The following is a 21,128-nucleotide window of genomic DNA, read 5'->3' as shown; positions in this document are numbered from 1 at the left end:
ATAGACGCTCCAATCCCCCATGCAGTTGCATGGACCAAACGAACAGAAAGCGCGGCACCGCAAGGGCACCGCGCGCAAAAGCGATAAGGCTATGCTAGCAGATGCAGCCGTCGGCAAGCGTCTGTTTACCGCCGACAAACACATCGGTGGCACGACCGGTGAGCGTGCGGCCGGCAAAACCGGAGTTCTCGGCGCGCGACTCGTAACCGTCCTCGCCGACCGTCCAGGTGACAGACGCGTCGAAGACGGTCAGGTCGGCAACAGAGCCCGCCTTGACCTGAACCTGATCAAGGCCCAGGATCTCACGCGGCTTAATAGCCATGAGCTCGACCATGCGGCCCATACCCATCTTGCCCGTGTTGACCAACTCGGTGAGCACGAGCGACAGCGAGGTCTCGAGGCCGATCATGCCAAAGGGCGCGAGCTCGAACTCACGGGCTTTCTCCCACGGCGTGTGGGGAGCGTGATCGGTGACGATGACGTCGACGGTGCCGTCGATGACACCCTGGCGGATGGCCTCGGCATCCTCGTCGGTACGCAGCGGCGGGTTAACCTTGAGCGAGGTGTTGTAGGTCTCGTCCAGGTCGTTCTCGGTCAGGAACATGTGATGCGGGGTGGCCTCGCAGGTAACCTGAACGCCAGCGGCCTTGCCGGCACGCACGAGCTCCAGGCCATGGGCGGTGGAGATGTGCTGGATGTGCAGCTTGGCACCGGTCAGTTTGGCGATCTCGATGTCGCGGGCGATCTGGAGCTCCTCGCCGGCAGCCGGCCAGCCCTCGAGGGCCAGACGAGTCGAAACCTTGCCCTCGTTGATCTGGCCGTGGCCGACCAGGTCCTCGTCCTGGCAATGGCTCATGAAGACCTTGCCGAACATCTTGCCGTAGTCCATGCAGCGACGGAGCATGCCTGCACCCTGCACGCCGCGACCGTCGTCGGTGAAGGCGACGGCGCCGTGGGCGACCATATCGCCCATCTCGGACATAGCCTCGCCCTTAAGACCGCGGGTCATGGCGCCAGAAGGATAGACGCGGCAGTGGCCGACCTCGGCAGCGCGGGACTTGACGAACTCAACAACGGTACCGTTATCGGTAACGGGGTCGGTGTTGGGCATGGCGCACACGCCAGTGAAGCCGCCCTTGGCAGCTGCGCGGGTGCCGCTCTCGATGTCCTCTTTAACCTCGTAGCCGGGCTCGCGCAGGTGGACGTGCATGTCCACCAGGCCAGGGACAAGGTACTTACCGGAAAGGTCGCGGACCTCGGCTCCCTCGGCGGCGAGGTTCTCGCCGACCTCGGCGATCTTGTCGCCGTCGATCAGGACGTCAACGACCCCGTCAAGCTCGACGGACGGATCGACGACGTGGGCATTCTTAAGAAGCAAGGCCATTATCGGCACCTCCAAGCAGCAGATACAGGATAGCCATACGCACGCAGATACCGGCGTAGACCTGCTCCAGGATGACGGAGCGTTGCGGGTGGTCGGCCATATAGGAGTCGAACTCGACGCCGCGGTTGATGGGGCCCGGGTGGCAAATGATCGCGTCGGGCTTCATGAGCTTCTCACGGTCCTTGGTCAGGCCGAAGAGCTTGTGGTACTCGCGAATGGTCGGGAACGGGGCACCCTCGAGGCGCTCCTGCTGTACGCGCAGCATGTAGACGACGTCCAGCTCGGGCAGGACGGAATCGAGGTCGCTCGTCACGTGGTCGCAGCCCAGAACCTCGGGCGCCGGCGGCAGCAGCGTGCCGGGGGCGACGGCGTAGGTCTCGCAGCCCATGATCTTCAACGCGGGGATCAGCGAGCCGCAAACGCGGGAGTGGGCGATGTCGCCGACGACGGCGACTTTCAGACCGTGGAAGTCACCCTTGTGCTCCCAGATGGTGTACAGGTCGAGCAGAGCCTGCGTGGGATGGTTGTGCTTACCGTCACCGGCGCAGATAACACTCGCGGGTGAATTCTGCGTGACAATGTAGGGAGCACCGGCATGTTTGTCGCGCACGACGATGCAGTCGATCTTGTAGGCGTTGAGCGTCTCGACGGTATCGACGAGGCTCTCGCCCTTGACCGTGGAGGTCGAGGAGCCGCCAAAGTTGAGGCTGTCGGCCGAAAGACGCTTCTCGGCGAGCTCGAAGGAGCTGCGGGTACGCGTCGAGGGCTCGTTGAACATATTGACGATAGTCTTGCCCTTGAGCGTGGGGACCTTCTTGATGGCACGCTCGTTGACCTCGGAGAACGCCTTGGCGGTCTCGAGGATGAGCTTGATGTCCTCTTCGGAGTACTCGGTAATGTCGATCAGGTGCTTATGATTGAACGCCACGGTACTACTCACCTCCCAGCGGCGCGGAGCCCACGTGGGAACCCGGCGCGACGTCGTTGATCTCGACAGCGGTACGGCCGTCAACTTCCTTCATATATAGGTGCACGTTCTCCTCGTGCGACGAGGGAACGTTCTTGCCGACAAAGTCCGGCGAGATAGGGAGCTCGCGGTGACCGCGGTCAACGAGAACTGCCAGCTCGATGCGGCTCGGACGGCCCAGGTCCATAACGGCGTCCAGAGCGGCGCGGATGGTGCGACCCGTGTACAGGATGTCGTCCACCAAAACGACGCGCTTGCCGTCGACGCTGAAGGGAATGTTGGTGGCGTGGATCGCGGGAGCGAAGTTAGTCGCATAGTCATCGCGATAGAAGCTGATGTCCAGGCTGCCGAGCGGAACGTCAACACCCTCGATCTCCTTGATCGCCTCGGCGAGCTTCTTTGCCAGAAGGTCGCCGCGCGTGACGATGCCGACCAGAGCGAGGTCTTCACAGCCCTCGTTGCGCTCGAGAATCTCGTGCGCGATGCGGGTCATCGCTCGGTTGACGGCGGTCTCGTCCATGATGACCGCCTTGGGGGAAGTCGTGCCCATCGATCTCCTTCCTCACATGTCTTGACTGCTGATACAGTCAAAAAAATAGATGCCCGACCGCTCAAAGCGGACCAGACACCCACAGGAAGGACTGCTCTATGGCAGCAATATAAATCCATGTGGGTATCTCGTACCCCTTTAATGGTCAAGGGATAGTGTAGCCAACCCCGAGCTTAATTGCGAGCATTAATACGGAGCAATCCGCAAACGGACTCAACGCTCCATAAACCTATATATATTTGCGGGACAAGCTTGAAAACGTCGATGCGAGCTGGCATAATCCCCTCTGCTACACGCAAATCGGATCTACGTCCAGGGCCGTAGCGTGGGCACTATCGCCATAAGAGAAATATCTCTGTGTAGATTACGCACAGGGAACTGCTTCTGTGCTATAGTTCAGGCTTGTTTGTTAACGCGACATGTTCGTTTGTCGCCCAAGGAGGGTCAGTTATGTCCAAAGTTTGCGAAGTTTGCGGTAAGCACCCCGTTGCCGGTCGCTCCATCAGCCACTCTCACCGCGTCACCAACCGTAAGTTCCGCCCCAACATCCAGCGCGTCTACGTCGTCGTCGATGGTCACCGTCGCAAGATGAACGTTTGCTCCACCTGCCTTAAGTCTGGCAAGGTTGCGCGCTCCTAAATAAGGTCTTACCAACAAGTACCTCGGACTCTCCGGGTCAAAGACCTCGCGTTCACATAGAACTTACCAAAGGCGTCCTCTCTTGTGGAGGGCGCCTTTTTGCACTCATTGGGGACAGACTTACATGGGTGTTTTCACTCATTGGGGACAGACATGATGCGTGTCTGCGGCGCCCCGACTAGCTCCGGCCCCTGCCTCACGCAGCTTCCTTCCAGCCCGCAGTGGCCTTGGTCACACTTGTAGCGCCGATACCGGTGATACGGGCAATTTGCTTGACCGTGAGATGTGCCTGCCGGAGCCTCAGCAGGCAGGCATCGCGTTCGGGGCGTGGCAGGGCCTTAAGCAGCGTAGGATCTATGCTCGGCAGGACTTCGCGCGCAACGGAAAGGGCCTCCTCATCGGGGATCCGACGGCGTGGAAGAACCTCCACCGACCAGATGCGCCCGGCAGCTTCCTTGAGATGTTCGCAATAGCAACGGGAGCCTCCGACAATATCGAGCATAGGGGCCGCATCACAAATGTCAAAGGGATCGTAGCCCAGCTGATAGGCCTTGAAGCTTGACCATCGGTACGCCTCGAGTGAGTCGAGCGCACCTTTCACGGGATTGAGATGGATATAATCGAGCAGCTGCACCGCCTGCGTATCCGACTCAACCGCAACCCGCGAATAGCGATTGTCAAACAGATGGCCCGTTCTTCCCGTTTTCCCATTGAAATACTTAGCATACGCCGTCAATGCGCACTGCATCGCCTTTGAAAGGTTGTCATAAGGGTCATCAACCATCAAATGGAAGTGGTTGTCCATAAGGCACCAAGCCAACACCGCCACTTTATGGCGCGCAAACCTGTCCGAGATATCCGTCAAGAAACGATAGCGGTCGGAGTCATCTTCAAAAATAATCTGCTTGGAGTTGCCTCGGTCATAAACATGGTAATAGCCGGTGATCGAAACGGCGCGGGCACATCGGGGCATAATCTCTCCTTTCAAAACTGTACAGGCAACACCTAAAAGGAGAGAAGCAACGCGAAATGCTGAGCCTGTGATCTATTTATATCCAATAAGCGGCAATAACAGGTCCAGAACAGCGAAATGGCAAAACGATGTCTGTCCCAAATGAGTGAAAGCACTCATATAAGTCTGTCCCCAATGAGCGGGCAAATGCCAGGCGATATTTTTAATTAAAACGCTTCAGCAGGTTGAAGCGTTTTAGTGTGCCTTTTACGGGAATCTTACCGTTCGCCGAATAATTTCTTGCTATCATGCAACACGTAGGGTAAATCTCCGATCGCAAGGAGACACAAATGGTGAAAAAGTCACCGGAAAACACTACTCCCGCAATTGTAGACAACGTAGAGGCGCTTGAGGCTAAACTCGCTCAGATGCGAGAGGCCCAGGCGCTTTTTGCTACGTACACGCAGGAGCAGGTCGACAAGATCTTCTACGAGGCCGCCATGGCCGCCAACAAGGCTCGTATCCCGTTGGCGAAGATGGCCATCGAGGAGACCGGTCGTGGCGTTCTTGAGGACAAGGTCATCAAGAACCACTACGCCGCAGAGTACATCTACAACGCTTACAAGAACACCAAGACCTGTGGTGTCATTGAGCGCGACGAGGCCTACGGCATCACCAAGATCGCTGAGCCCATCGGCATCGTGGGCGCCGTCATCCCGACGACCAACCCCACCTCCACCGCGATCTTCAAGACGCTGATCAGCCTGAAGACCCGCAACGCCATCATCATCTCCCCGCACCCGGCTGCCGCCAAGTGCACCATCGCCGCCGCCAAGCTCGTGCTTGACGCCGCCGTCAAGGCCGGCGCCCCCGAGGGCATCATCGGCTGGGTCGATGTCCCCTCCATCGAGCTGACCAACATGGTCATGCGCGATGTCGACATCATCCTCGCCACCGGTGGCCCGGGCATGGTCAAGGCCGCCTACTCCTCGGGCAAGCCCGCCCTGGGCGTTGGCGCCGGTAACACCCCGGTCGTCATCGACGACACCGCCGACGTGCTGCTCGCCGTCAACTCCATCATCCACTCCAAGACCTTCGACAACGGCATGATCTGCGCTTCCGAGCAGTCCGTGACCGTCATCGACACCATCTATGACCAGGTTAAGGCCGAATTCCAGAAGCGCGGCTGCTACTTCGTCAAGCAGGGTGCCGAGATGGAGGCCCTGCGCGGCGCCATGTTCAAGAACGGCGCTCTCGATCACCGCATCCCCGGCATGGCTGCCGCCAAGATCGCCGAGCTCGCCGGTATCGAGGTTCCCGCCAAGACCAAGATCCTGATCGCCGAGGTCACCTCCACCGACCCCGCCAAGGAGGAGTTCTCCCACGAGAAGCTCTCCCCTGTCCTGGCCATGTATCACGCCAAGGACTTCCAGGAGGCCGTCGACAAGGCCGAGCACCTGGTACTCGCCGGTGGCCCGGGCCACACCGCCTCTCTGTACGTGCATCCCGCCCAGGCCGAGAAGATCAGCCTGTTCGAGCATGTCATGAAGGCCTGCCGTATCGTCATCAACACCCCGTCCTCGCACGGCGGCATCGGTGACCTGTACAACTTTGGCATGAAGCCGTCTCTGACCCTGGGCTGCGGCTCCTGGGGCGGCAACTCCGTCTCCGAGAACGTTGGGGTGAAGCACTTGATCAACGTTAAGACTGTGGCCGAGCGCCGTGAGAACATGCTGTGGTTCCGCGCTCCCGAGAAGGTCTACTTCAAGAAGGGTTCCACGCCCGTCGCTCTCGACGAGCTGGGCAGCGTCATGGGCAAGAAGCGCGCCTTTATCGTCACCGACCAGTTCCTCTTCAAGAATGGCAACACCCGCGCCATCGAGGCCAAGCTGGACGAGATGGGCATCGCCCACGACTGCTTCTACGACGTCGAGCCCGATCCGTCGCTGCAGTGCGCACGTCGCGGCGCCAAGCAGATGGCTCTCTTTGAGCCGGACGTCATCATCGCCGTCGGTGGTGGCTCCGCTATGGACGCCGGCAAGATCATGTGGATGATGTACGAGCACCCCGAGTGCAAGTTTGAGGACATGGCCATGGACTTCATGGACATCCGCAAGCGTATCTTCACCTTCCCCGAGATGGGCAAGAAGGCCTACTTCGTCGCCGTCCCGACCTCTTCGGGCACCGGTTCCGAGTGCACGCCGTTCGCCATCATCACCGACAAGGAGACCGGCATCAAGTGGCCGCTCGCCGACTACGCGCTGCTCCCCAACATGGCTATCGTTGACGCCGACAACTGTATGACCGCCCCGCGCGGCCTGACCGCCGCCTCCGGCATCGACGTCATGACCCACGCCATCGAGTCCTATGTCTCCATCATGGCCTCCGACTACACCAAGGGCCTCTCCGAGCGCGCTGCCAAGCTCGTCTTCGAGAACCTGCCCTCCAGCTTCGAAAACGGCGCCAAGGACCCGCATGCCCGCGAGGAGATGCACAACGCCTCCTGCATGGCCGGTATGGCCTTCGCCAACGCCTTCCTGGGCCTCAACCACTCCATGGCCCACAAGCTCGGTGCCTTCCATCACCTGCCCCACGGCATCGCCAACGCCATCATCCTGACTCGCGTCATGCGCTACAACGCCGCCGAGGCTCCCGTCAAGATGGGAACGTTCTCCCAGTATCCTTACCCCAACGCGCTGCACAACTACGCCGAGATGGCCAAGTACTGCGGCATCGAGGGCAAGGACGACAAGGAGGTCTTCGAGAACTTCATCACGAAGCTCGAGGAGCTCAAGGACTTCATCGGTGTCAAGAAGACCATCGCCGACTACGGTGTTGACGAGCAGTACTTCCTCGACACCCTCGACGAGATGACCGAGCAGGCATTCAACGACCAGTGCACCGGCGCTAACCCGCGCTACCCGCTCATGAGCGAGATCAAGGAGCTCTACCTGGACGCCTACTATGGCCGCGAGCCCCAGGACTACGCCGTCTGCTAGTTTTTAGCACGGTTATTTTGGCGGGGGTGAACGGGCGCACGCACGCCCCCGCCGCTGCTTCTATCGCATCGTTGAAAGGATGCAATCATGCTGCTCCCCGAATCCAAGACCGAGCTCGTCCGTCGCGGCAACAAAGTCGTTTACGACCTGGGCGACAAGATCGTCAAGGTCTTTAACGAGACCAAGCCCGTCTCCGACGTGTTCAACGAGGCTTTGAATCTTGCCCGCATCAATGAGTGCGGCATCCGCAGCCCCAAGGCTCTCGAGGTTTCTCAGCTCGAGAACGCCAACGGCTGGGCGCTCGTGACCGAGAAGGTTCCGGGCACCACCCTTGCCGAGAAGATGGCTGCCGAGCCCCAGCGCTTTGGTGAGTACCTCGAGATGTTCGTCGACCTCCAGATCGAGATCCACGGCTACACCTCCCCGCTGCTCAACCGCCAGCGCGACAAGTTCGCCCGCATGATCGACAGCCTCGATCAGCTCAATGCCACCACGCGCTACAACCTTCAGGAGCGTCTGGACGGCATGACCAAGGAGTTCAAGGTCTGCCACGGCGACTTCAACCCCTCCAACGTCATCGTTGGCGACGACGGCCAGCTGTACGTCTGCGACTGGGCACACGCCACCCAGGGCTCCCCTGCTGCCGACGTTGCCACCACCTACCTGCTCTTTGCCCTCAACAGCAAGGACCAGGCCGAGGCCTACCTGGAGCTCTACTGCGATCGCGCCGACATGCCCATGCAGGTCGTGCGTCAGTGGACGAGCATCGTCGCCGCTTCCGAGCTCGCTCGTAAGCGCAACGTGAACGATGAGTTCCTTAAGAACTGGATCGACGTCGTCGATTATCAGTAATATCTGAGCGATTTATTTCGCATCGGAGGCACAAAGGAAAACCCCACAGCTCGTATGGGCTGCGGGGTTTTCCTTTTAGCAACAAATGTCCCTTAGACGCAAAAGCGGCCCTGCATCTCTACCTCGAGAGACGCAGGGCCGCTTAACAAGTGCACTAAACGCAGCGGGCTCGATTAACGACGGGCTGCTTTCACAAGCTCAGCGACCTTGGCGACAATCTCATCGATCGCCACATCCTCGCGCTCGCCCGTGGCACGATCCTTGAGCTCGACGGTGCCGTTCTTAAGGCCGCGCTTGCCGAGCACCACCTGATAAGGGAAGCCCATAAGGTCGTTGTCGGCAAACTTAAAGCCGGGACGCTCGTCACGGTCGTCAACGACAACCTCGATACCCTCGGCGCACAGACCCTCGACGATTTGCTCGCAAACAGAAGCGCACTCCTCCTTCTTGGGGTCGAGCGGAATCACCGCAACCTCGTACGGGGCAACAGAGACCGGCCAAACGATACCGTGCTCGTCGTTGTGCTGCTCCACGACGGCAGCGAGCGAGCGGGACACGCCCACGCCGTAGCAACCCATGATAAGCGGCTTCTCCTTGCCGTCCTCGTCCATAAAGGTGGCACCCATGGCCTCGGAGTACTTGGTGCCCAGCTGGAAGACCTGGGAAACCTCGATGCCGCGAGCAGCGGAGAGCGGCTTGCCGCAGTGCGGGCAAGGGTCGCCGGCAACGACGGTAACCAGGTCGGCCCACTCGTCGACGGTAAAGTCGCGCTCGGGGCAGGCACCGGTAAAGTGATAGTCGACTTCGTTGGCACCGCAGGCCCACTGCTTGGACTCGCGCAGGCTCTCGTCGCAGACCAGACGAATGCCCTCGGGCAGGTTAACCGGTCCGATAAAGCCCTTATGCAGACCGTAGGTCTGGAGCTCCTCGTCGGTCATCATGCGATAGCCCTTGCCAAAGACATGCTCGGCCTTGCAGTCGTTGAGCTCATGATCGCCCGGAACGATGGCCACAACCGGCTTGCCCTCGGCGTCGATGAGAGCCAGCGACTTGCGCGTACCGTTCTCGGGGAAGCCGAAGAACTTGGCGACGGCCTCGATGGTGCCCATACCCGGAGTCTCGACCTTGGTGAGTGTGCCGTCGCCGGGGCCCTCGGTCACAACGACCTTGGTGCTTGCCGCCTCGTCATCGGCAGCAAAGCCACAATCGTCGCAGTAGACCAGCGAAGCCTCGCCGGCCTCTGCCAGCGCCATGAACTCGACGGAGGTATCGCCACCGATCTCGCCGGAATCGGCGACGACGGGCAGGGCCTTGATGTAGCAGCGCTCGCAGATATTGGCGTACGCCTGCTTCATCTTGTCGTACTCCTCCTGCAGGCTCTCCTGCGTGGCAGAAAAGCTGTAGGCGTCTTTCATGATGAACTCGCGACCGCGCATCAGGCCAAAGCGGGGACGGAACTCGTCGCGGAACTTGTCCTGGATGTGATAGAGATTCACCGGCAGTTGCTTGTATGAACGCAGTTCGTTGCGCACCAGGGCAGTCACGGTCTCCTCGTGCGTGGGGCCGAGCACGAACTCGCGGCCGTGGCGGTCATCAAAGCGCACGAGCTCCTTGCCATAGGCATCGATACGGCCGGACTCGCGCCACAGCTCGGCATCGACCATGATGGGCATCATGAGCTCCTGGGCGCCGGCGGCGTCCATCTCGTCGCGCACGATGTTCTCAATCTTGCGAATCGAGCGCCACGCGAGCGGCAGATAGGAATAGAGACCGGCGGCCTCCTTGCGGATCATACCGGCACGGAGCAGCAGGCGATGGCTCGCAAGCTCAGCGTCGGCCGGATCCTCTTTGAGCGTCGGAGCATACAGCTTAGACATATACATTGCTCGGGTCATTTATTTCTCCTCAATAAGCTTGTCGACCTCGGCCATAAGCGCGTCGACAATTTGGTCCTCCGCTACTTTACCAATGATCTGGCCGTGCGAAAAGAGCAGGCCCTGACCACGTCCGCAAGCAACGCCCAGGTCGGCATCAGAAGCCTCACCGGGGCCATTGACGGCACATCCCATGACGGCAATCGAAAGCGGCGCGGCATAGTTCTTAAGCCGCTCGGTTACTTCCTCGGCGATTGCGATCAGGTTAACCTGACAGCGGGCGCACGTGGGGCACGAGACAATCTCGGGGCCGCGGCGACGCAGGCCCAGCGACTGCAAAATTCCCCAGGCGACCGGCGGCTCCTCAACCGGATCGGCCGTGAGCGAAACGCGCATGGTGTCACCGATTCCCTCGGACAGCAGGATTCCAAGGCCCACCGAGCTCTTGATGGTGCCCTGCAGCTTGGTACCCGCCTCGGTTACACCCAGGTGAAGCGGAACGTGGGGAATCTCACGCGACAGGGCACGATAGGTGTCGAGCGTCGTTTGCACGCTATGGGCCTTGGCCGAAAGCACAATGTTCGTAAAGCCGCGGTCTTCAAAATGCTTGACGAAACGTTCGCTCGACATCACGAGCTTTTCGGGCTGCGTGAGGTCGTCGCGCTCAGCGATATCCTGCTCAAGCGAACCAGCATTGACGCCGATACGAATCGCACAGCCCGCGGCACCCGCACCATCGATCACCGCGTCAACCTTGGCCCAATCGCCGATATTGCCGGGATTGATGCGTAGCTTGACAGCACCGGCCTCAACGGCACCAATGGCGAGCTTATGGTTAAAGTGGATGTCGGCAACGATCGGCACCGGAGACTCGGCACAGATGGTGCGGAAACCCTCAAGCGCGGCCTCGGTGGGCACGCTCACGCGCACGATATCGCAGCCAGCCTGCGCCAACGCGCACACTTGCGCAAGCGTTGCCTGGGCATCAGCGGTATCGGTGCAGGTCATGGATTGGACCGCCACCGGCGCGCCTCCACCGATCTGCACGCCGCCCACATGCACGGGGCGCGTCAACTCGCGAGGCAAAGGATGGGATAAAGACAATCCAAACACTCCCCTACAGAATAAATCGAAGGATGTCGGAACGAAGCATATAGACAAACAGCAGCGCAAAGAGCGCGATGCCCACATAGCTCACAATCGTCTGGACCTTGAGCGGAAGCTCGCGGCCCGCAATCTTTTGAATGATCTCGATGACCAACTTGCCGCCATCGAGTGGCGGGATGGGCAGCAGGTTCATAAAGCCAAGCGAGAACGAAATGAGGGCGGCAAACGAAAGGAACGTGGCAGGGCCGGCAGCAGCAGCTTGCGAGGACATAACGCTAATACCCACGATCGAAGAGGACTGATCGAGAATCTCCATCGTATGCTGCGGCTGGAGCAGGCGCATCACGCCCTCCGCTGTCTGCACGACATAGGAGAACGACAGGCGAGCCGACGTGATGGGGTCTAAACGAACCACCTGCGTAGAGACATACACACCTAGGCGTTCGTCCTCTTTGAGCGCAACCGTGGTCGAATGCTTCTTGCCGTCACGCTCGTACTCAATGGCGATATCGTCCTTACCGGCAGCCTTGCCAATGGCATCGTAAACGTCCATCCAGGTAGAGCACGATACTCCGTCGACCGAAAGAATCGCGTCGCCATCCTCGATTCCCGCCGCAGAGGCAATCGAGCCTTCGTCAACCTGGCCGATCACATTGGTGTCCACCGGCACCGTGACACCCGCAATGGAATAGATGCTCATAAGGAGCAAAAAGCCCGTCAGGATATTGACGATAATGCCCGCAAGCAGCATAAAGGCACGCTTGACAAAGCCCTGACCCAAATAGGTGTGCGAGCGCTCGCGTGCAAGGAATTCAGCCTCGCCGCACAGCAGTTCCCATACATCGCCCTCGACTGTCGCGTGCTCGCGATCGAACCGACGGCCGTCAAAGGTGGTATAACCCGCCGCGTCACGCGGCAGGGTCTGGTACTTGGTGGGATAGTAACCAGGCGAAGGCTTTTCCCCTTCTTCATACCAAGGAGCTATGGAGCCCCAACCCAGCAGCAAAGCACAGGCCTCGAGCACATCCTCCTCGGACAGCTCAAGCTCGACGGCAAGATCGGCCACCGTCACACGGCCGTGGCGATAGATGGCGGCAAGCACGCGATCGGCATACGAAACATCGGTCGGATCCATGCCACAGATGGCAGCATACCCACCCAGCAACAGCGGGGTCACGCCAAACTTGGTTCCGATCCGACGAGACGTATAGTGGATATCAAAGCGGCACGGCAGGCCCAAAAAGAACTCAGTCACCCGGACGCCGCAGGCACGCGCCGCCAAAAAGTGGCCGCCCTCGTGCAAAAACACGAGGACGGAAAGCATCAGCAGGCCCCAAAAGACCGATGAGAGAACGCTCAGAACAGTTTCCATAAAACGAAAAAGCAATCCTTATGGGTTAAGAACGGGTTGCGGCGAGCACTTGCGCGGCCTTTTCACGCGCCCACGCATCGATACCGCGAAGCTGTTCAAACGAATCGACCGTCTGCGCATCATGCGCATCCATACAGGATTCCACAATGCGATCGATATCGGTAAAACTGCAGCCATCATGCAGGAAGGCATCGACGGCGACCTCGTTGGCGGCATTGAGCACGCACGGCATGGTGCCGCCCGTCTTGCCCGCACGCTCGGCCAGCGCCAGGCAGCGGAACGTATCCATGTCGGCCGCATCAAAGGTAAGCTGACCCAACTCGCGGAAATTGATGCGCGGAGCCGGAGTATCCCAGCGCTCGGGATACGAGAAGGCAAACTGGATGGGAATGCGCATGTCAGATGCCCCGAGATGCGCCATCACGGAGCCGTCGGCAAACTCGACCATCGAATGAATCTTTGACTGGCGCTGAACGACCACGTTGATAAAGTCGAGGTCGCAACCGAACAGGTGCATCGCCTCGATACGCTCCAGGCCCTTGTTCATGAGGGTAGCGGAGTCAATCGTGATCTTGGCACCCATAGCCCACGTAGGGTGCGCCAGGGCATCGGCGCGCGTCACACGGTCGAGTTCCTCGCGCGAACGGCCAAAGAACGGACCGCCCGAGCAGGTAAGCCAAATACAATGGGCCTCGCGCGGATTCTCACCCAGATAGCATTGGTAAATTGCAGAGTGCTCGGAATCGACCGGGATAAGCTGACCGGGCTGAGCCAACGGCATCAGCAGGTCACCGCCAACAACGAGCGACTCCTTATTGGCAAGGGCAAGGCGCTTATTCGAGGTCAAGGCCGCATGGCTCGCCTCGAGACCGGCGGCGCCCACAATAGCGACAAGAACACAGTCAACATCGTCGCGACGCGCGAGCTCGCAAACCGCTTGCGCACCTACGCCGAGCTCCGTTCCCTCGGGCAACTCCTGCAGCACGGCGTCATCGCCATGAGCGACATCGGCCACGGCAACCGCCGGAACCGAGAACTCGCGGGCAGCTGCAACGAGCTCGGAGGTGCTGGAATTAACGGAAAGCGCCGTCACCTGCAGACGATCGGCATGCTGACGGCAAACATCGAGCGCCTGGGTACCGATAGAGCCCGTACAGCCCAGGATGGCAACACGGAGACGTCCATCGGAGCCATAGGTCGTCTGGAAGGACATTACAGCACGCCTCCGATCATCAGCATCAGCTGCGCGGTGATGCAGCCGAAGATAAGCGAATCGCTACGATCGAGCATGCCGCCGTGGCCCGGGATAAGGTTACCGGAATCCTTGACGCCCACACCGCGCTTGATGCGCGACTCGATAAGGTCGCCGATAACGCCCAGGATGGACACAACCACGCCGCAAAGCAGCGCATAGGGCAAGCTCAGCTTATAGAAATGCGTCACCCACAAAATGAGCCAGATGAGAACCGAGCCCAGAATGCCGCCGACAAACCCCTCCCAGCTCTTTTTGGGAGAGATCTTGGGAACCATCTTGTGTTTGCCGATACGGCTGCCCACGATGTAGGCAAACGAATCGGAGACCCAAAGGGACGCGCAAACACCCACTGAAAGCAGGGCGCCGGCAAAACCGGGCACGGCATCGCGCAGCAGCACAATAGCCGACAGCATAAAGCCTGTGTAGATGGGACCCATGAGCGTCACGGCCACATCAGAGATGCGGGTACGCGGCGACCAAACATACCAAATGCCCACCGCGAGCATCAGTGCAAAAAGCAGGGCGTTCAGCAAAAGCGAATCGCCAAGCGCCGATAACGGAAAGAGCACGGCGGCAATAATGCCCAGATGCTCGTTGGCGACCTTGCCATCGAGCCTCGTCATACGGAAAAACTCAAAGCAGCAAAGCCCGCTCATGACAGAGACAAAAATGGCGGTGGGCACGATACCCAAAACCAGGCACAGGATAAAGACGACAGCGTAGACGATACCGGCGGCGGCACGGGTAATAAAGCCCGCAAGCCAGGAACCGGTGCCGCTCTTCGCTGCAGGCGCTCCCGCAGCGGCAGCTTTGCGCGCAGGCGTCTTGGGAGCAGATGCCTTGGGACGATCGGACACGATTAAGCCTCCTCGGTCTTGCTCAGTCCACCAAACCTACGGTCACGGCCCTGAAAGGCCAAAATGGCGTCGACAAGGCCCCAACGATCAAAGTCAGGCCAATAGGTATCGGTGACATAGAACTCGGAATAAGCCACCTGCCACAGCAGATAGTTCGAAAGGCGTAGCTCGCCGGAGGTGCGAATGACCAGCTCGGGATCGGGAAGACCGGCGGTGTACAGGTGCGAAGCAACCATATCATCGTCGATAGCAGCAGGATCGATCTTGCCGGAGGCGGCATCGAGCGCAAGCTGACGGGCAGCACGCGTAATCTCGGCACGAGCGCCGTAGTTGACGGCAAGCGCCAGCGTCATACCGGTGTGATCGGCGCACTCGGCAAGACCGCATTCAAAAACGTCGCGGGTCTTCTTGGGCAGCGCGGAAATATCGCCCAAAAAGACAACACGCACGTTTTCGCGCTTCAGAAGCGGCAGCTCATCGATAAACGTCTTGGCAAACAGATGCATCAAGACGTTAACCTCATGCTGCGGGCGGTTCCAGTTTTCGGTTGAAAACGCATAGGCGGAAAGCACGTCGACGCCCAGACGCACGCAGGCGGTAATGATCTCACGAAGGGAGACGATACCCGCCTTGTGGCCCTCGGTACGGGCAAGACCTCGCGCCGTAGCCCAGCGACCGTTGCCGTCCATGATGCACGAGATATGATGTGGAATATTATTGAGGTCTAGGTCGGAAAAACCGACGCCCGCAGGGGCGTCGGCAAAGTACTCGACCAGTTTGTTCTCGTCGTAATGCACCTTAGATCTCCATGACCTCGGCTTCTTTTTCCTTCAGAAGCTCCTCGACCTTGGCGACATACTCGTCGGTATGCTTCTGCACCTTGGCCTGCTCACGGCGGACGTCGTCCTCGGTGAGCTCCTCATCGCGCTCGAGCTTGTTGTTAAAGTCGCGACGGATGTTACGGATAGACACCTTAGCCTGCTCGGCGTACTCGCGGCACTCCTTGACGAGCTCGCGACGGCGCTCCTCGGTGGGAGCCGGGAACGGAAGACGAACAACGGTGCCATCGGAGTTGGGGGTAATACCCAGATCGGAAGCGCCGATGGCCTTGACGATGGCGTTGATAAGCGCCTTATCCCACGGCTCGATGAGCAGCATGTGGGCCTCGGGGGTCTTTACGGCGGCTACCTGCGTGACCGGCGTGGGAACACCGTAATAATCGACGGTGATGTCGGACAGAATGTTAGCGTTGGCTCGGCCGGTACGGACCTTGGAGAAGTTATGCTTGAGGGACTCGAGCGACTTGTCCATGTGGGCGGTGATGTTCTCTGCCATGCTTAATCCTCCTGATAGACGAGCGTGCCGACGGGCTCACCCGAAAGCGCGCGCTTGACGTTGTCCTCGCCATCGATGTTGAGGACCAAAATGGGCATACGGTTATCCTGGCACAGGGCCGTAGCCGTGGAATCCATAACCTGCAGGCCGCGGACGAGCACCTCGTGATAGGTGATCTTGTCAAAGCGGACGGCATCGGCGCACTTGACGGGATCCTTGTCGTAGATACCGTCGACCTTGGTGGCCTTAATCAGAATCTCCGCACCGATCTCGCAGGCGCGAAGGGCCGCGGCGGTGTCAGTCGTAAAGTACGGATTGCCCGAGCCGGCTGCGAAGATAACGACATTGCCCTTGGACAGGTGATTGATGGCGCGACGACGAATATAGGGCTCGCAAATCTCGTTCATCTGGATGGCACTCATAACGCGGCAGGGAACATCGTTATGCTCGAAGGCATCCTGCAGGGCGAGCGCGTTCATAACGGTTGCAAGCATGCCCATGTAATCGGCCTGAGCACGCTCCATACCGCCGGCAGCTCCAGCCATGCCGCGGAAAATATTGCCGCCGCCGACAACGATGCCGACCTCATGGCCAACGGCGAGCAGCTCCTTGACCTGCTTGGCAAGATGGTCGGTAACCTTGGGGTCGATGCCATAGTGGCCATCGCCCATCAGTGCTTCGCCGGAAAGCTTCAAAAGCACGCGTTTATATCGGATGTCGGACAAAGCGATCCTCCTTTAATTAGACTCTCAATATGATATCAAAGGCTCTGCTTAGAGGCATGAAAAAGCAGGCTGTGAGTAAAACCCACAGCCTGCTCATTACCAGCTACAAGAGCTTATTTACTCGCCACGGACCAGACGGTCGAAGGCAACGACGGTAATGGTATCGCCGAGCTCCTTGGAGACCTGCTCAGCGTACTTCTTGATGGTGAGGGAGCTGTCCTTGATGAACTCCTGCTCGGTGAGCACGGACTGCTTGTAGAACTTCTCCAGGCGGCCAACAGCCATCTTCTCCTGGATGGCCTCGGGCTTGCCGGACTCGGCAGCCTGAGCCATGTAGATCTGCTTCTCATGCTCGACGGTCTCGGCCGGAACCTGATCGCGGGTAGCGCAGATCGGAGCGACGGCGGCAACCTGAAGGGCAACGTCGTGGGCAAAGGTCTTGAAGGACTCAGCCTGAGCGGTCTCAGCCTTCTCGAAAGCAAACTCGACGAGGACGCCGATCTTACCACCCATGTGGATGTAAGAAGCGAGAGCGCCGTTCTCGGCCTTGCGGGCGGCGAAGCGGGAGATCTTCATGTTCTCGCCCATGATGTGAATCATCTCGGTGAGCTCGGAGGAAACGGTCTCCTCGCCCATCGGCTTCTCGAGCAGAGCGTCGACATCGGCCGGCTCGGTGGTGGCGACAACCTCGGCGACCTTGGAAGCAAAGCCGGTGAACTTGGCGTTGGAGCCGACGAAGTCGGTCTCGCAGGAGAGCTCGAGCAGAGCGCCGGTCTTGCCATCCTCGGAGACGAACGCGGCGACAGCGCCCTCGTTGGTCTCGCGGCCAGCCTTCTTGGCAGCCTTAGCGAGGCCGTTCTTACGCAGAACGTCAACAGCGGCGTCCATGTCACCGTCAGCCTCGACGAGAGCCTTCTTGCACTCCATCATCGGGGAGTCGGTCATCTCGCGGAGCTGCTTGACCATAGCGGCGGTAATCTGGGCCATTGTGGTTCCTTTCAAAGAGATGAAAAAGACTTAATTAGGACTGATTTACTCGGCCTTGGGCTCAGCGGCCATCTCGGCCTCGGAGACCTGCTCCTTGCCGGAGCCGGCGAGGCAAGCGTCGGCCATGAGCTCGCACATAAGGGTGACAGCGGAGATGGCGTCATCGTTGCAGGGGATGCCGTACTCGACCTCGTCGGGATCGGAGTTGGTATCGATCAGAGCGACGACGGGGATGTTCAGGCGCTGGGCCTCCTTGATGGCGTTCTCCTCGCGCTTAGTGTCGATGACGAAGAGAGCCTGGGGCAGACCCTTCATGTCACGGGCGCCACCGAGGTTGGTCTGGAGCTTAGCGAGCTCCTTACCCAGAACAGCCTGCTCCTTCTTGGGAAGAACAGCCATGCGGCCGTCCTCGACCATGGCCTCGAGCTCCTCCATGCGGTTGATGCGGGAGCGGATGGTGACGAAGTTGGTCAGCATGCCGCCGAGCCAACGCTGGTTGATGTAAGGCATGTTGGCGCGCTCAGCGGCGTTCTTGACGGCCTCCTGAGCCTGCTTCTTGGTGCCGACGAACAGCACGTTGCCACCCTTGGCAACGTTCTTGACGAAGGTGTAAGCCTGGTCGGCGTCAAGAATGGTCTGCTTGAGGTCGAGGATGTAGATGCCGTTGCGCTCACCGAAGATGAACGGCTTCATCTTGGGGTTCCAGCGACGGGTCTGGTGACCGAAGTGGCAGCCGGCCTCGAGCAGGGTGCGGATATTAATCTTGGTAGCCATGTTAAACCTCCTGTGGTTTGCCTCCGCGCGGGGTCATCCTCCAAAACCAACCCGGACATGTGCTACCAAAGCCCGGGCACCACGGTATGAAGTAGCCGCGCGTGCGTGATAAAAACCTGTTGCCGTGAAGCAACCCGATGAATGATAGCAGGATTACATCTTTCTGCCAACCCGAAATCAAAACCACACACACGGCCGCGCGATCGATTGGATAGAACCCATCTCCTGCCTTATTCGCCGCGCGGAAGAGCTTGGGTAACGGCGCGTTTGAGCCGATCGGGCGTGAGATGCGTATAAATCTGCGTGGTGGACAAGCTTGCATGCCCCAGCAACTCCTGGACAGAGCGCAAGTCCGCTCCGCCCTCGAGCAAATCGGTCGCAAAAGTATGGCGCATCGCATGCGGGGCGATATCGGAAGGGATACCCGCAAGCGTCGCCAACATATGAAACCGTCGCCTAAGCATGGCGGCGCTCATACGGTTGCCGCGTGCCGAGATAAACAGCGGATGCACACCGTTCGTACCGTCGCCACGCTTTGCCTGAGCAAGAAGCTCCGGTCTTCCTTCCTCAATATAGCGGTGGGTCACATCGAGAGCACGCCGATACAGGGGCACGATACGCTCCTTGCTCCCCTTACCCCAAAGCCGCAGCGTTCGCTCGGACCAAGCAATGGACTCAACATTGAGTGCCGCAAGCTCGGAAATGCGAGCCCCGGATGCATAGAGCAATTCGAGCATCGCCGCATCGCGCAGTCCCGCAGGCGTTGAAACGTCTGGCGCTGCAAGCAGTGCCTTAACCTGCTGGGTGGTCAGCACTCCGGGCAAATCGCGTGGAAGCTTGGGCGAGGCAATCGCAGAGACAGCGTCTCCATCGATAAGACCCTCGGCAGCCATCCATCGATAGAACGAACGAATGGCAGACAGGTGCGCCGCAATCGTCCTGGGCGCCACCTGCTCGCGCGACAGCTCCGCCAGATACATACGAACGGTACGTACGTCCGCCGTGCGTGCATCGATATCCCCACGCTCGCACCAAGTGGCAAAACGCTCCAGACGAGAGCCGTAAGCGATAACAGTGTTAGAAGAAATCCCCTCGACGCGTGCAATATAGGCTATGAACGAGTCGACGGCACCGTACAGGTCAAAGGCTATGACCGGTCGCCCCCAAACAGGTCGGAGCGCGATTCCAGATAGGAATCCAAGGCCTTAAGGGCGCGATCCGCATAGGCCTGATAGCGCTCACGTTTGCTGCGGCGTTTACCGTCCTCGAGGGGAGGCACCAGGCCAAAATTAACATGCATGGGCTGATATCCGACCGTAGCAGGATCGGTCGCATAGCCCACGAGCGCGCCGAGAGCGCCCACGCGCGGCAGCTCGACAGGAGCAACCTCGATAGCCTCGGCATAGGTATTGAGCGCAGCGAGGAGACCCGTCGCGACCGCTTCCATGTAACCCTCCGTACCGGTAATCTGTCCGGCAAGGCGCACGCCCGTGCCGGGCACGGCGAAGGTCCCATCGAGCACATGGGGAGCATCGACAAAGGTATTGCGATGCATGACGCCATAGCGGAAAAACTCGGCATTCTCCAGACCGGGAACCATATGAAAAACGCGCTTCTGCTCGCCGAAGGTCAGGTTGGTCTGAAAACCAACCAGGTTATAGGCGGTCTTCTCCTTGTTCTCGGCGCGCAGCTGAATCGCCGCCCAGGGACGGCGACCGGTGCGCGGGTCGGTGAGCCCGACGGGCTTCATAGCGCCAAAGCGGATGGCATCCTTGCCCGTGCGCGCAACCTCCTCGGCTGGCTGACAGGCCTGGAAGAGGTCCCCGCCCTCAAAGTCCTTGAGCACCACGCGATCGGCCGTGGTAAGCGCCTCGATAAAGGCCTCGTACTCCTCCTTGTTGAGCGGGGCATTGAGATAGTCGCCACTCCCCTGCTCCTCGTAGCGCGACTGCGAGAACAGCACATCCATATCGAGCGTCGAGGCATCGACAATCGGGGCCGCGGCATCAAAGAACGCCAGGGAATCACCACCGACGAGCTTCATGACCTCCCCGCTCAACGCCGGCGAGCACAAGGGACCCGCGGCGATAACCACATGGCCCTCGGGAATCTGGGTGACCTCGCCGTGAACGACCTCGATATTGGGACGGGCGGCAACCTCGGCCTCGACGAGCTCGGAGAATTTAACACGGTCGACCGCCAAGGCGCCACCAGCGGGAACGGCAGCGCGATGAGCGCAGTCGAGCAGCACCGAACCCATACGCTCGAGTTCGGCCTTCAACAGGCCGGCGGCGGAATCGGGTCGGGTCGACTTAAACGAATTGGAGCAGACGAGCTCCGCCAAGTGATCGGTATGGTGGGCAGGAGAGGTCACCAGCGGCCGCATCTCGCACAGCTTTACGGCAAACCCGCGATCTGCCAGCTGAATCGCGCATTCCGATCCCGCCAGACCGCCACCGATAACCGTCACTTGATCAAACAGCATCTGCAAACACCTTT

Annotated in this window: 19 protein-coding genes; 3 read left to right on the top strand and 16 right to left on the bottom strand. The window is 59.7% G+C overall.

Annotation, left to right across the window (positions count from 1 at the left end; genetic code table 11):
* Nucleotides 1-94 precede the first annotated feature (94 nt).
* Genes ACTM82_RS02200 through pyrR form a run of 3 tightly spaced genes read right to left on the bottom strand, consistent with a single transcriptional unit; the run spans nt 95 to nt 2,901 of the window.
* Nucleotides 95-1,384: a dihydroorotase gene (locus ACTM82_RS02200; protein ID WP_154516264.1), complete on the bottom strand. Its 1,290-nt coding sequence runs from the start codon at nt 1,382-1,384 to the stop codon at nt 95-97.
* Nucleotides 1,368-2,312, bottom strand: coding sequence for an aspartate carbamoyltransferase catalytic subunit (locus ACTM82_RS02195; RefSeq protein WP_035138537.1), 945 nt, complete (start codon nt 2,310-2,312; stop codon nt 1,368-1,370). The genes ACTM82_RS02200 and ACTM82_RS02195 overlap by 17 nt, the downstream gene beginning before the upstream one ends.
* Before the next feature lie 4 nt (nt 2,313-2,316).
* Entirely contained in the window at nt 2,317-2,901 is a 585-nt protein-coding gene (gene pyrR, locus ACTM82_RS02190; protein ID WP_138374176.1) for a bifunctional pyr operon transcriptional regulator/uracil phosphoribosyltransferase PyrR, read from the bottom strand.
* A 450-nt stretch (nt 2,902-3,351) separates the two neighbouring features.
* On the opposite strand from pyrR, the gene rpmB reads away from it, so the two are divergent.
* Nucleotides 3,352-3,540 carry a 50S ribosomal protein L28 gene (gene rpmB / locus ACTM82_RS02185; RefSeq protein ID WP_022094725.1) on the top strand — a complete coding sequence of 63 codons (189 nt, stop codon included), beginning with the start codon at nt 3,352-3,354 and terminating at the stop codon, nt 3,538-3,540.
* A 196-nt stretch (nt 3,541-3,736) separates the two neighbouring features.
* Here the strand turns inward: rpmB and ACTM82_RS02180 are convergent, their stop codons facing one another.
* Nucleotides 3,737-4,513, bottom strand: a complete 777-nt coding sequence (locus ACTM82_RS02180) for a transposase (RefSeq protein WP_441054241.1) — start codon at nt 4,511-4,513, stop codon at nt 3,737-3,739.
* Between the two features lie 329 nt (nt 4,514-4,842).
* Between ACTM82_RS02180 and adhE the strand changes: the two genes are divergently transcribed.
* Both adhE and ACTM82_RS02170 read left to right on the top strand, forming a co-directional pair.
* Nucleotides 4,843-7,491, top strand: a complete 2,649-nt coding sequence (gene adhE / locus ACTM82_RS02175) for a bifunctional acetaldehyde-CoA/alcohol dehydrogenase (RefSeq protein ID WP_154516260.1) — start codon at nt 4,843-4,845, stop codon at nt 7,489-7,491.
* Between the two features lie 87 nt (nt 7,492-7,578).
* Complete coding sequence (locus tag ACTM82_RS02170; RefSeq protein WP_427717541.1) at nt 7,579-8,343, top strand: phosphotransferase; 765 nt, start codon at nt 7,579-7,581, stop codon at nt 8,341-8,343.
* A 173-nt stretch (nt 8,344-8,516) separates the two neighbouring features.
* Here ACTM82_RS02170 and ACTM82_RS02165 read toward each other — a convergent pair whose 3' ends face one another.
* The 12 genes from ACTM82_RS02165 to trmFO form a co-directional block, all read right to left on the bottom strand.
* Nucleotides 8,517-10,226, bottom strand: coding sequence for a proline--tRNA ligase (locus ACTM82_RS02165; RefSeq protein WP_441054301.1), 1,710 nt, complete (start codon nt 10,224-10,226; stop codon nt 8,517-8,519).
* A gap of 12 nt (nt 10,227-10,238) precedes the next feature.
* The gene (ispG, locus tag ACTM82_RS02160; protein WP_441088505.1) at nt 10,239-11,303 is read right to left on the bottom strand and encodes a flavodoxin-dependent (E)-4-hydroxy-3-methylbut-2-enyl-diphosphate synthase; all 1,065 of its coding nucleotides are present in this window, start codon (nt 11,301-11,303) and stop codon (nt 10,239-10,241) included.
* A gap of 31 nt (nt 11,304-11,334) precedes the next feature.
* Nucleotides 11,335-12,696 carry a M50 family metallopeptidase gene (locus ACTM82_RS02155; protein ID WP_441054245.1) on the bottom strand — a complete coding sequence of 454 codons (1,362 nt, stop codon included), beginning with the start codon at nt 12,694-12,696 and terminating at the stop codon, nt 11,335-11,337.
* Between the two features lie 25 nt (nt 12,697-12,721).
* The gene (gene dxr / locus ACTM82_RS02150; RefSeq protein WP_441054247.1) at nt 12,722-13,909 is read right to left on the bottom strand and encodes a 1-deoxy-D-xylulose-5-phosphate reductoisomerase; all 1,188 of its coding nucleotides are present in this window, start codon (nt 13,907-13,909) and stop codon (nt 12,722-12,724) included.
* The gene (locus ACTM82_RS02145; RefSeq protein ID WP_441054249.1) at nt 13,909-14,808 is read right to left on the bottom strand and encodes a phosphatidate cytidylyltransferase; all 900 of its coding nucleotides are present in this window, start codon (nt 14,806-14,808) and stop codon (nt 13,909-13,911) included. The genes dxr and ACTM82_RS02145 overlap by 1 nt, the downstream gene beginning before the upstream one ends.
* A 2-nt stretch (nt 14,809-14,810) precedes the next feature.
* Nucleotides 14,811-15,605 (bottom strand): isoprenyl transferase, encoded by a 795-nt coding sequence (locus ACTM82_RS02140; protein ID WP_441054250.1) that lies wholly within the window; start codon nt 15,603-15,605, stop codon nt 14,811-14,813.
* A 1-nt stretch (nt 15,606) separates the two neighbouring features.
* Complete coding sequence (gene frr, locus ACTM82_RS02135; RefSeq protein WP_006236112.1) at nt 15,607-16,143, bottom strand: ribosome recycling factor; 537 nt, start codon at nt 16,141-16,143, stop codon at nt 15,607-15,609.
* A 2-nt stretch (nt 16,144-16,145) separates the two neighbouring features.
* A complete protein-coding gene (pyrH, locus tag ACTM82_RS02130; protein ID WP_427717558.1) occupies nt 16,146-16,868 on the bottom strand; it encodes a UMP kinase in 723 nt (240 codons plus the stop codon).
* A gap of 117 nt (nt 16,869-16,985) precedes the next feature.
* Nucleotides 16,986-17,855 carry a translation elongation factor Ts gene (gene tsf, locus ACTM82_RS02125; protein ID WP_022094736.1) on the bottom strand — a complete coding sequence of 290 codons (870 nt, stop codon included), beginning with the start codon at nt 17,853-17,855 and terminating at the stop codon, nt 16,986-16,988.
* Between the two features lie 45 nt (nt 17,856-17,900).
* Nucleotides 17,901-18,629, bottom strand: coding sequence for a 30S ribosomal protein S2 (gene rpsB, locus ACTM82_RS02120; RefSeq protein ID WP_055285135.1), 729 nt, complete (start codon nt 18,627-18,629; stop codon nt 17,901-17,903).
* 230 nt (nt 18,630-18,859) lie between these two features.
* Nucleotides 18,860-19,768 (bottom strand): tyrosine recombinase, encoded by a 909-nt coding sequence (locus ACTM82_RS02115; RefSeq protein ID WP_441088506.1) that lies wholly within the window; start codon nt 19,766-19,768, stop codon nt 18,860-18,862.
* Between the two features lie 8 nt (nt 19,769-19,776).
* Complete coding sequence (gene trmFO / locus ACTM82_RS02110) at nt 19,777-21,114, bottom strand: methylenetetrahydrofolate--tRNA-(uracil(54)-C(5))-methyltransferase (FADH(2)-oxidizing) TrmFO (protein WP_154516252.1); 1,338 nt, start codon at nt 21,112-21,114, stop codon at nt 19,777-19,779.
* Nucleotides 21,115-21,128 lie beyond the last annotated feature (14 nt).

This window comes from Collinsella sp. HCP3S3_E5 (assembly GCF_052067635.1).
In the GTDB taxonomy this organism is placed as follows: Bacteria; Actinomycetota; Coriobacteriia; order Coriobacteriales; family Coriobacteriaceae; genus Collinsella.
The sequence above is the reverse complement of the archived record's forward strand: the minus strand, read 5'-3'. Positions and strand labels throughout refer to the sequence as shown.

What these genes read in the sequence shown, in the direction of transcription:
- ACTM82_RS02200 (WP_154516264.1), bottom strand. Translation starts at nt 1,384, where the DNA reads ATGGCCTTGCTTCTTAAGAATGCCCACGTCGTCGATCCGTCCGTCGAG.
- pyrR (WP_138374176.1), bottom strand. Translation starts at nt 2,901, where the DNA reads ATGGGCACGACTTCCCCCAAGGCGGTCATCATGGACGAGACCGCCGTC.
- rpmB (WP_022094725.1), top strand. Translation starts at nt 3,352, where the DNA reads ATGTCCAAAGTTTGCGAAGTTTGCGGTAAGCACCCCGTTGCCGGTCGC.
- ACTM82_RS02180 (WP_441054241.1), bottom strand. Translation starts at nt 4,513, where the DNA reads ATGCCCCGATGTGCCCGCGCCGTTTCGATCACCGGCTATTACCATGTT.
- adhE (WP_154516260.1), top strand. Translation starts at nt 4,843, where the DNA reads ATGGTGAAAAAGTCACCGGAAAACACTACTCCCGCAATTGTAGACAAC.
- ACTM82_RS02170 (WP_427717541.1), top strand. Translation starts at nt 7,579, where the DNA reads ATGCTGCTCCCCGAATCCAAGACCGAGCTCGTCCGTCGCGGCAACAAA.
- ACTM82_RS02165 (WP_441054301.1), bottom strand. Translation starts at nt 10,226, where the DNA reads ATGTATATGTCTAAGCTGTATGCTCCGACGCTCAAAGAGGATCCGGCC.
- ACTM82_RS02155 (WP_441054245.1), bottom strand. Translation starts at nt 12,696, where the DNA reads ATGGAAACTGTTCTGAGCGTTCTCTCATCGGTCTTTTGGGGCCTGCTG.
- dxr (WP_441054247.1), bottom strand. Translation starts at nt 13,909, where the DNA reads ATGTCCTTCCAGACGACCTATGGCTCCGATGGACGTCTCCGTGTTGCC.
- frr (WP_006236112.1), bottom strand. Translation starts at nt 16,143, where the DNA reads ATGGCAGAGAACATCACCGCCCACATGGACAAGTCGCTCGAGTCCCTC.
- tsf (WP_022094736.1), bottom strand. Translation starts at nt 17,855, where the DNA reads ATGGCCCAGATTACCGCCGCTATGGTCAAGCAGCTCCGCGAGATGACC.
- rpsB (WP_055285135.1), bottom strand. Translation starts at nt 18,629, where the DNA reads ATGGCTACCAAGATTAATATCCGCACCCTGCTCGAGGCCGGCTGCCAC.
- trmFO (WP_154516252.1), bottom strand. Translation starts at nt 21,114, where the DNA reads ATGCTGTTTGATCAAGTGACGGTTATCGGTGGCGGTCTGGCGGGATCG.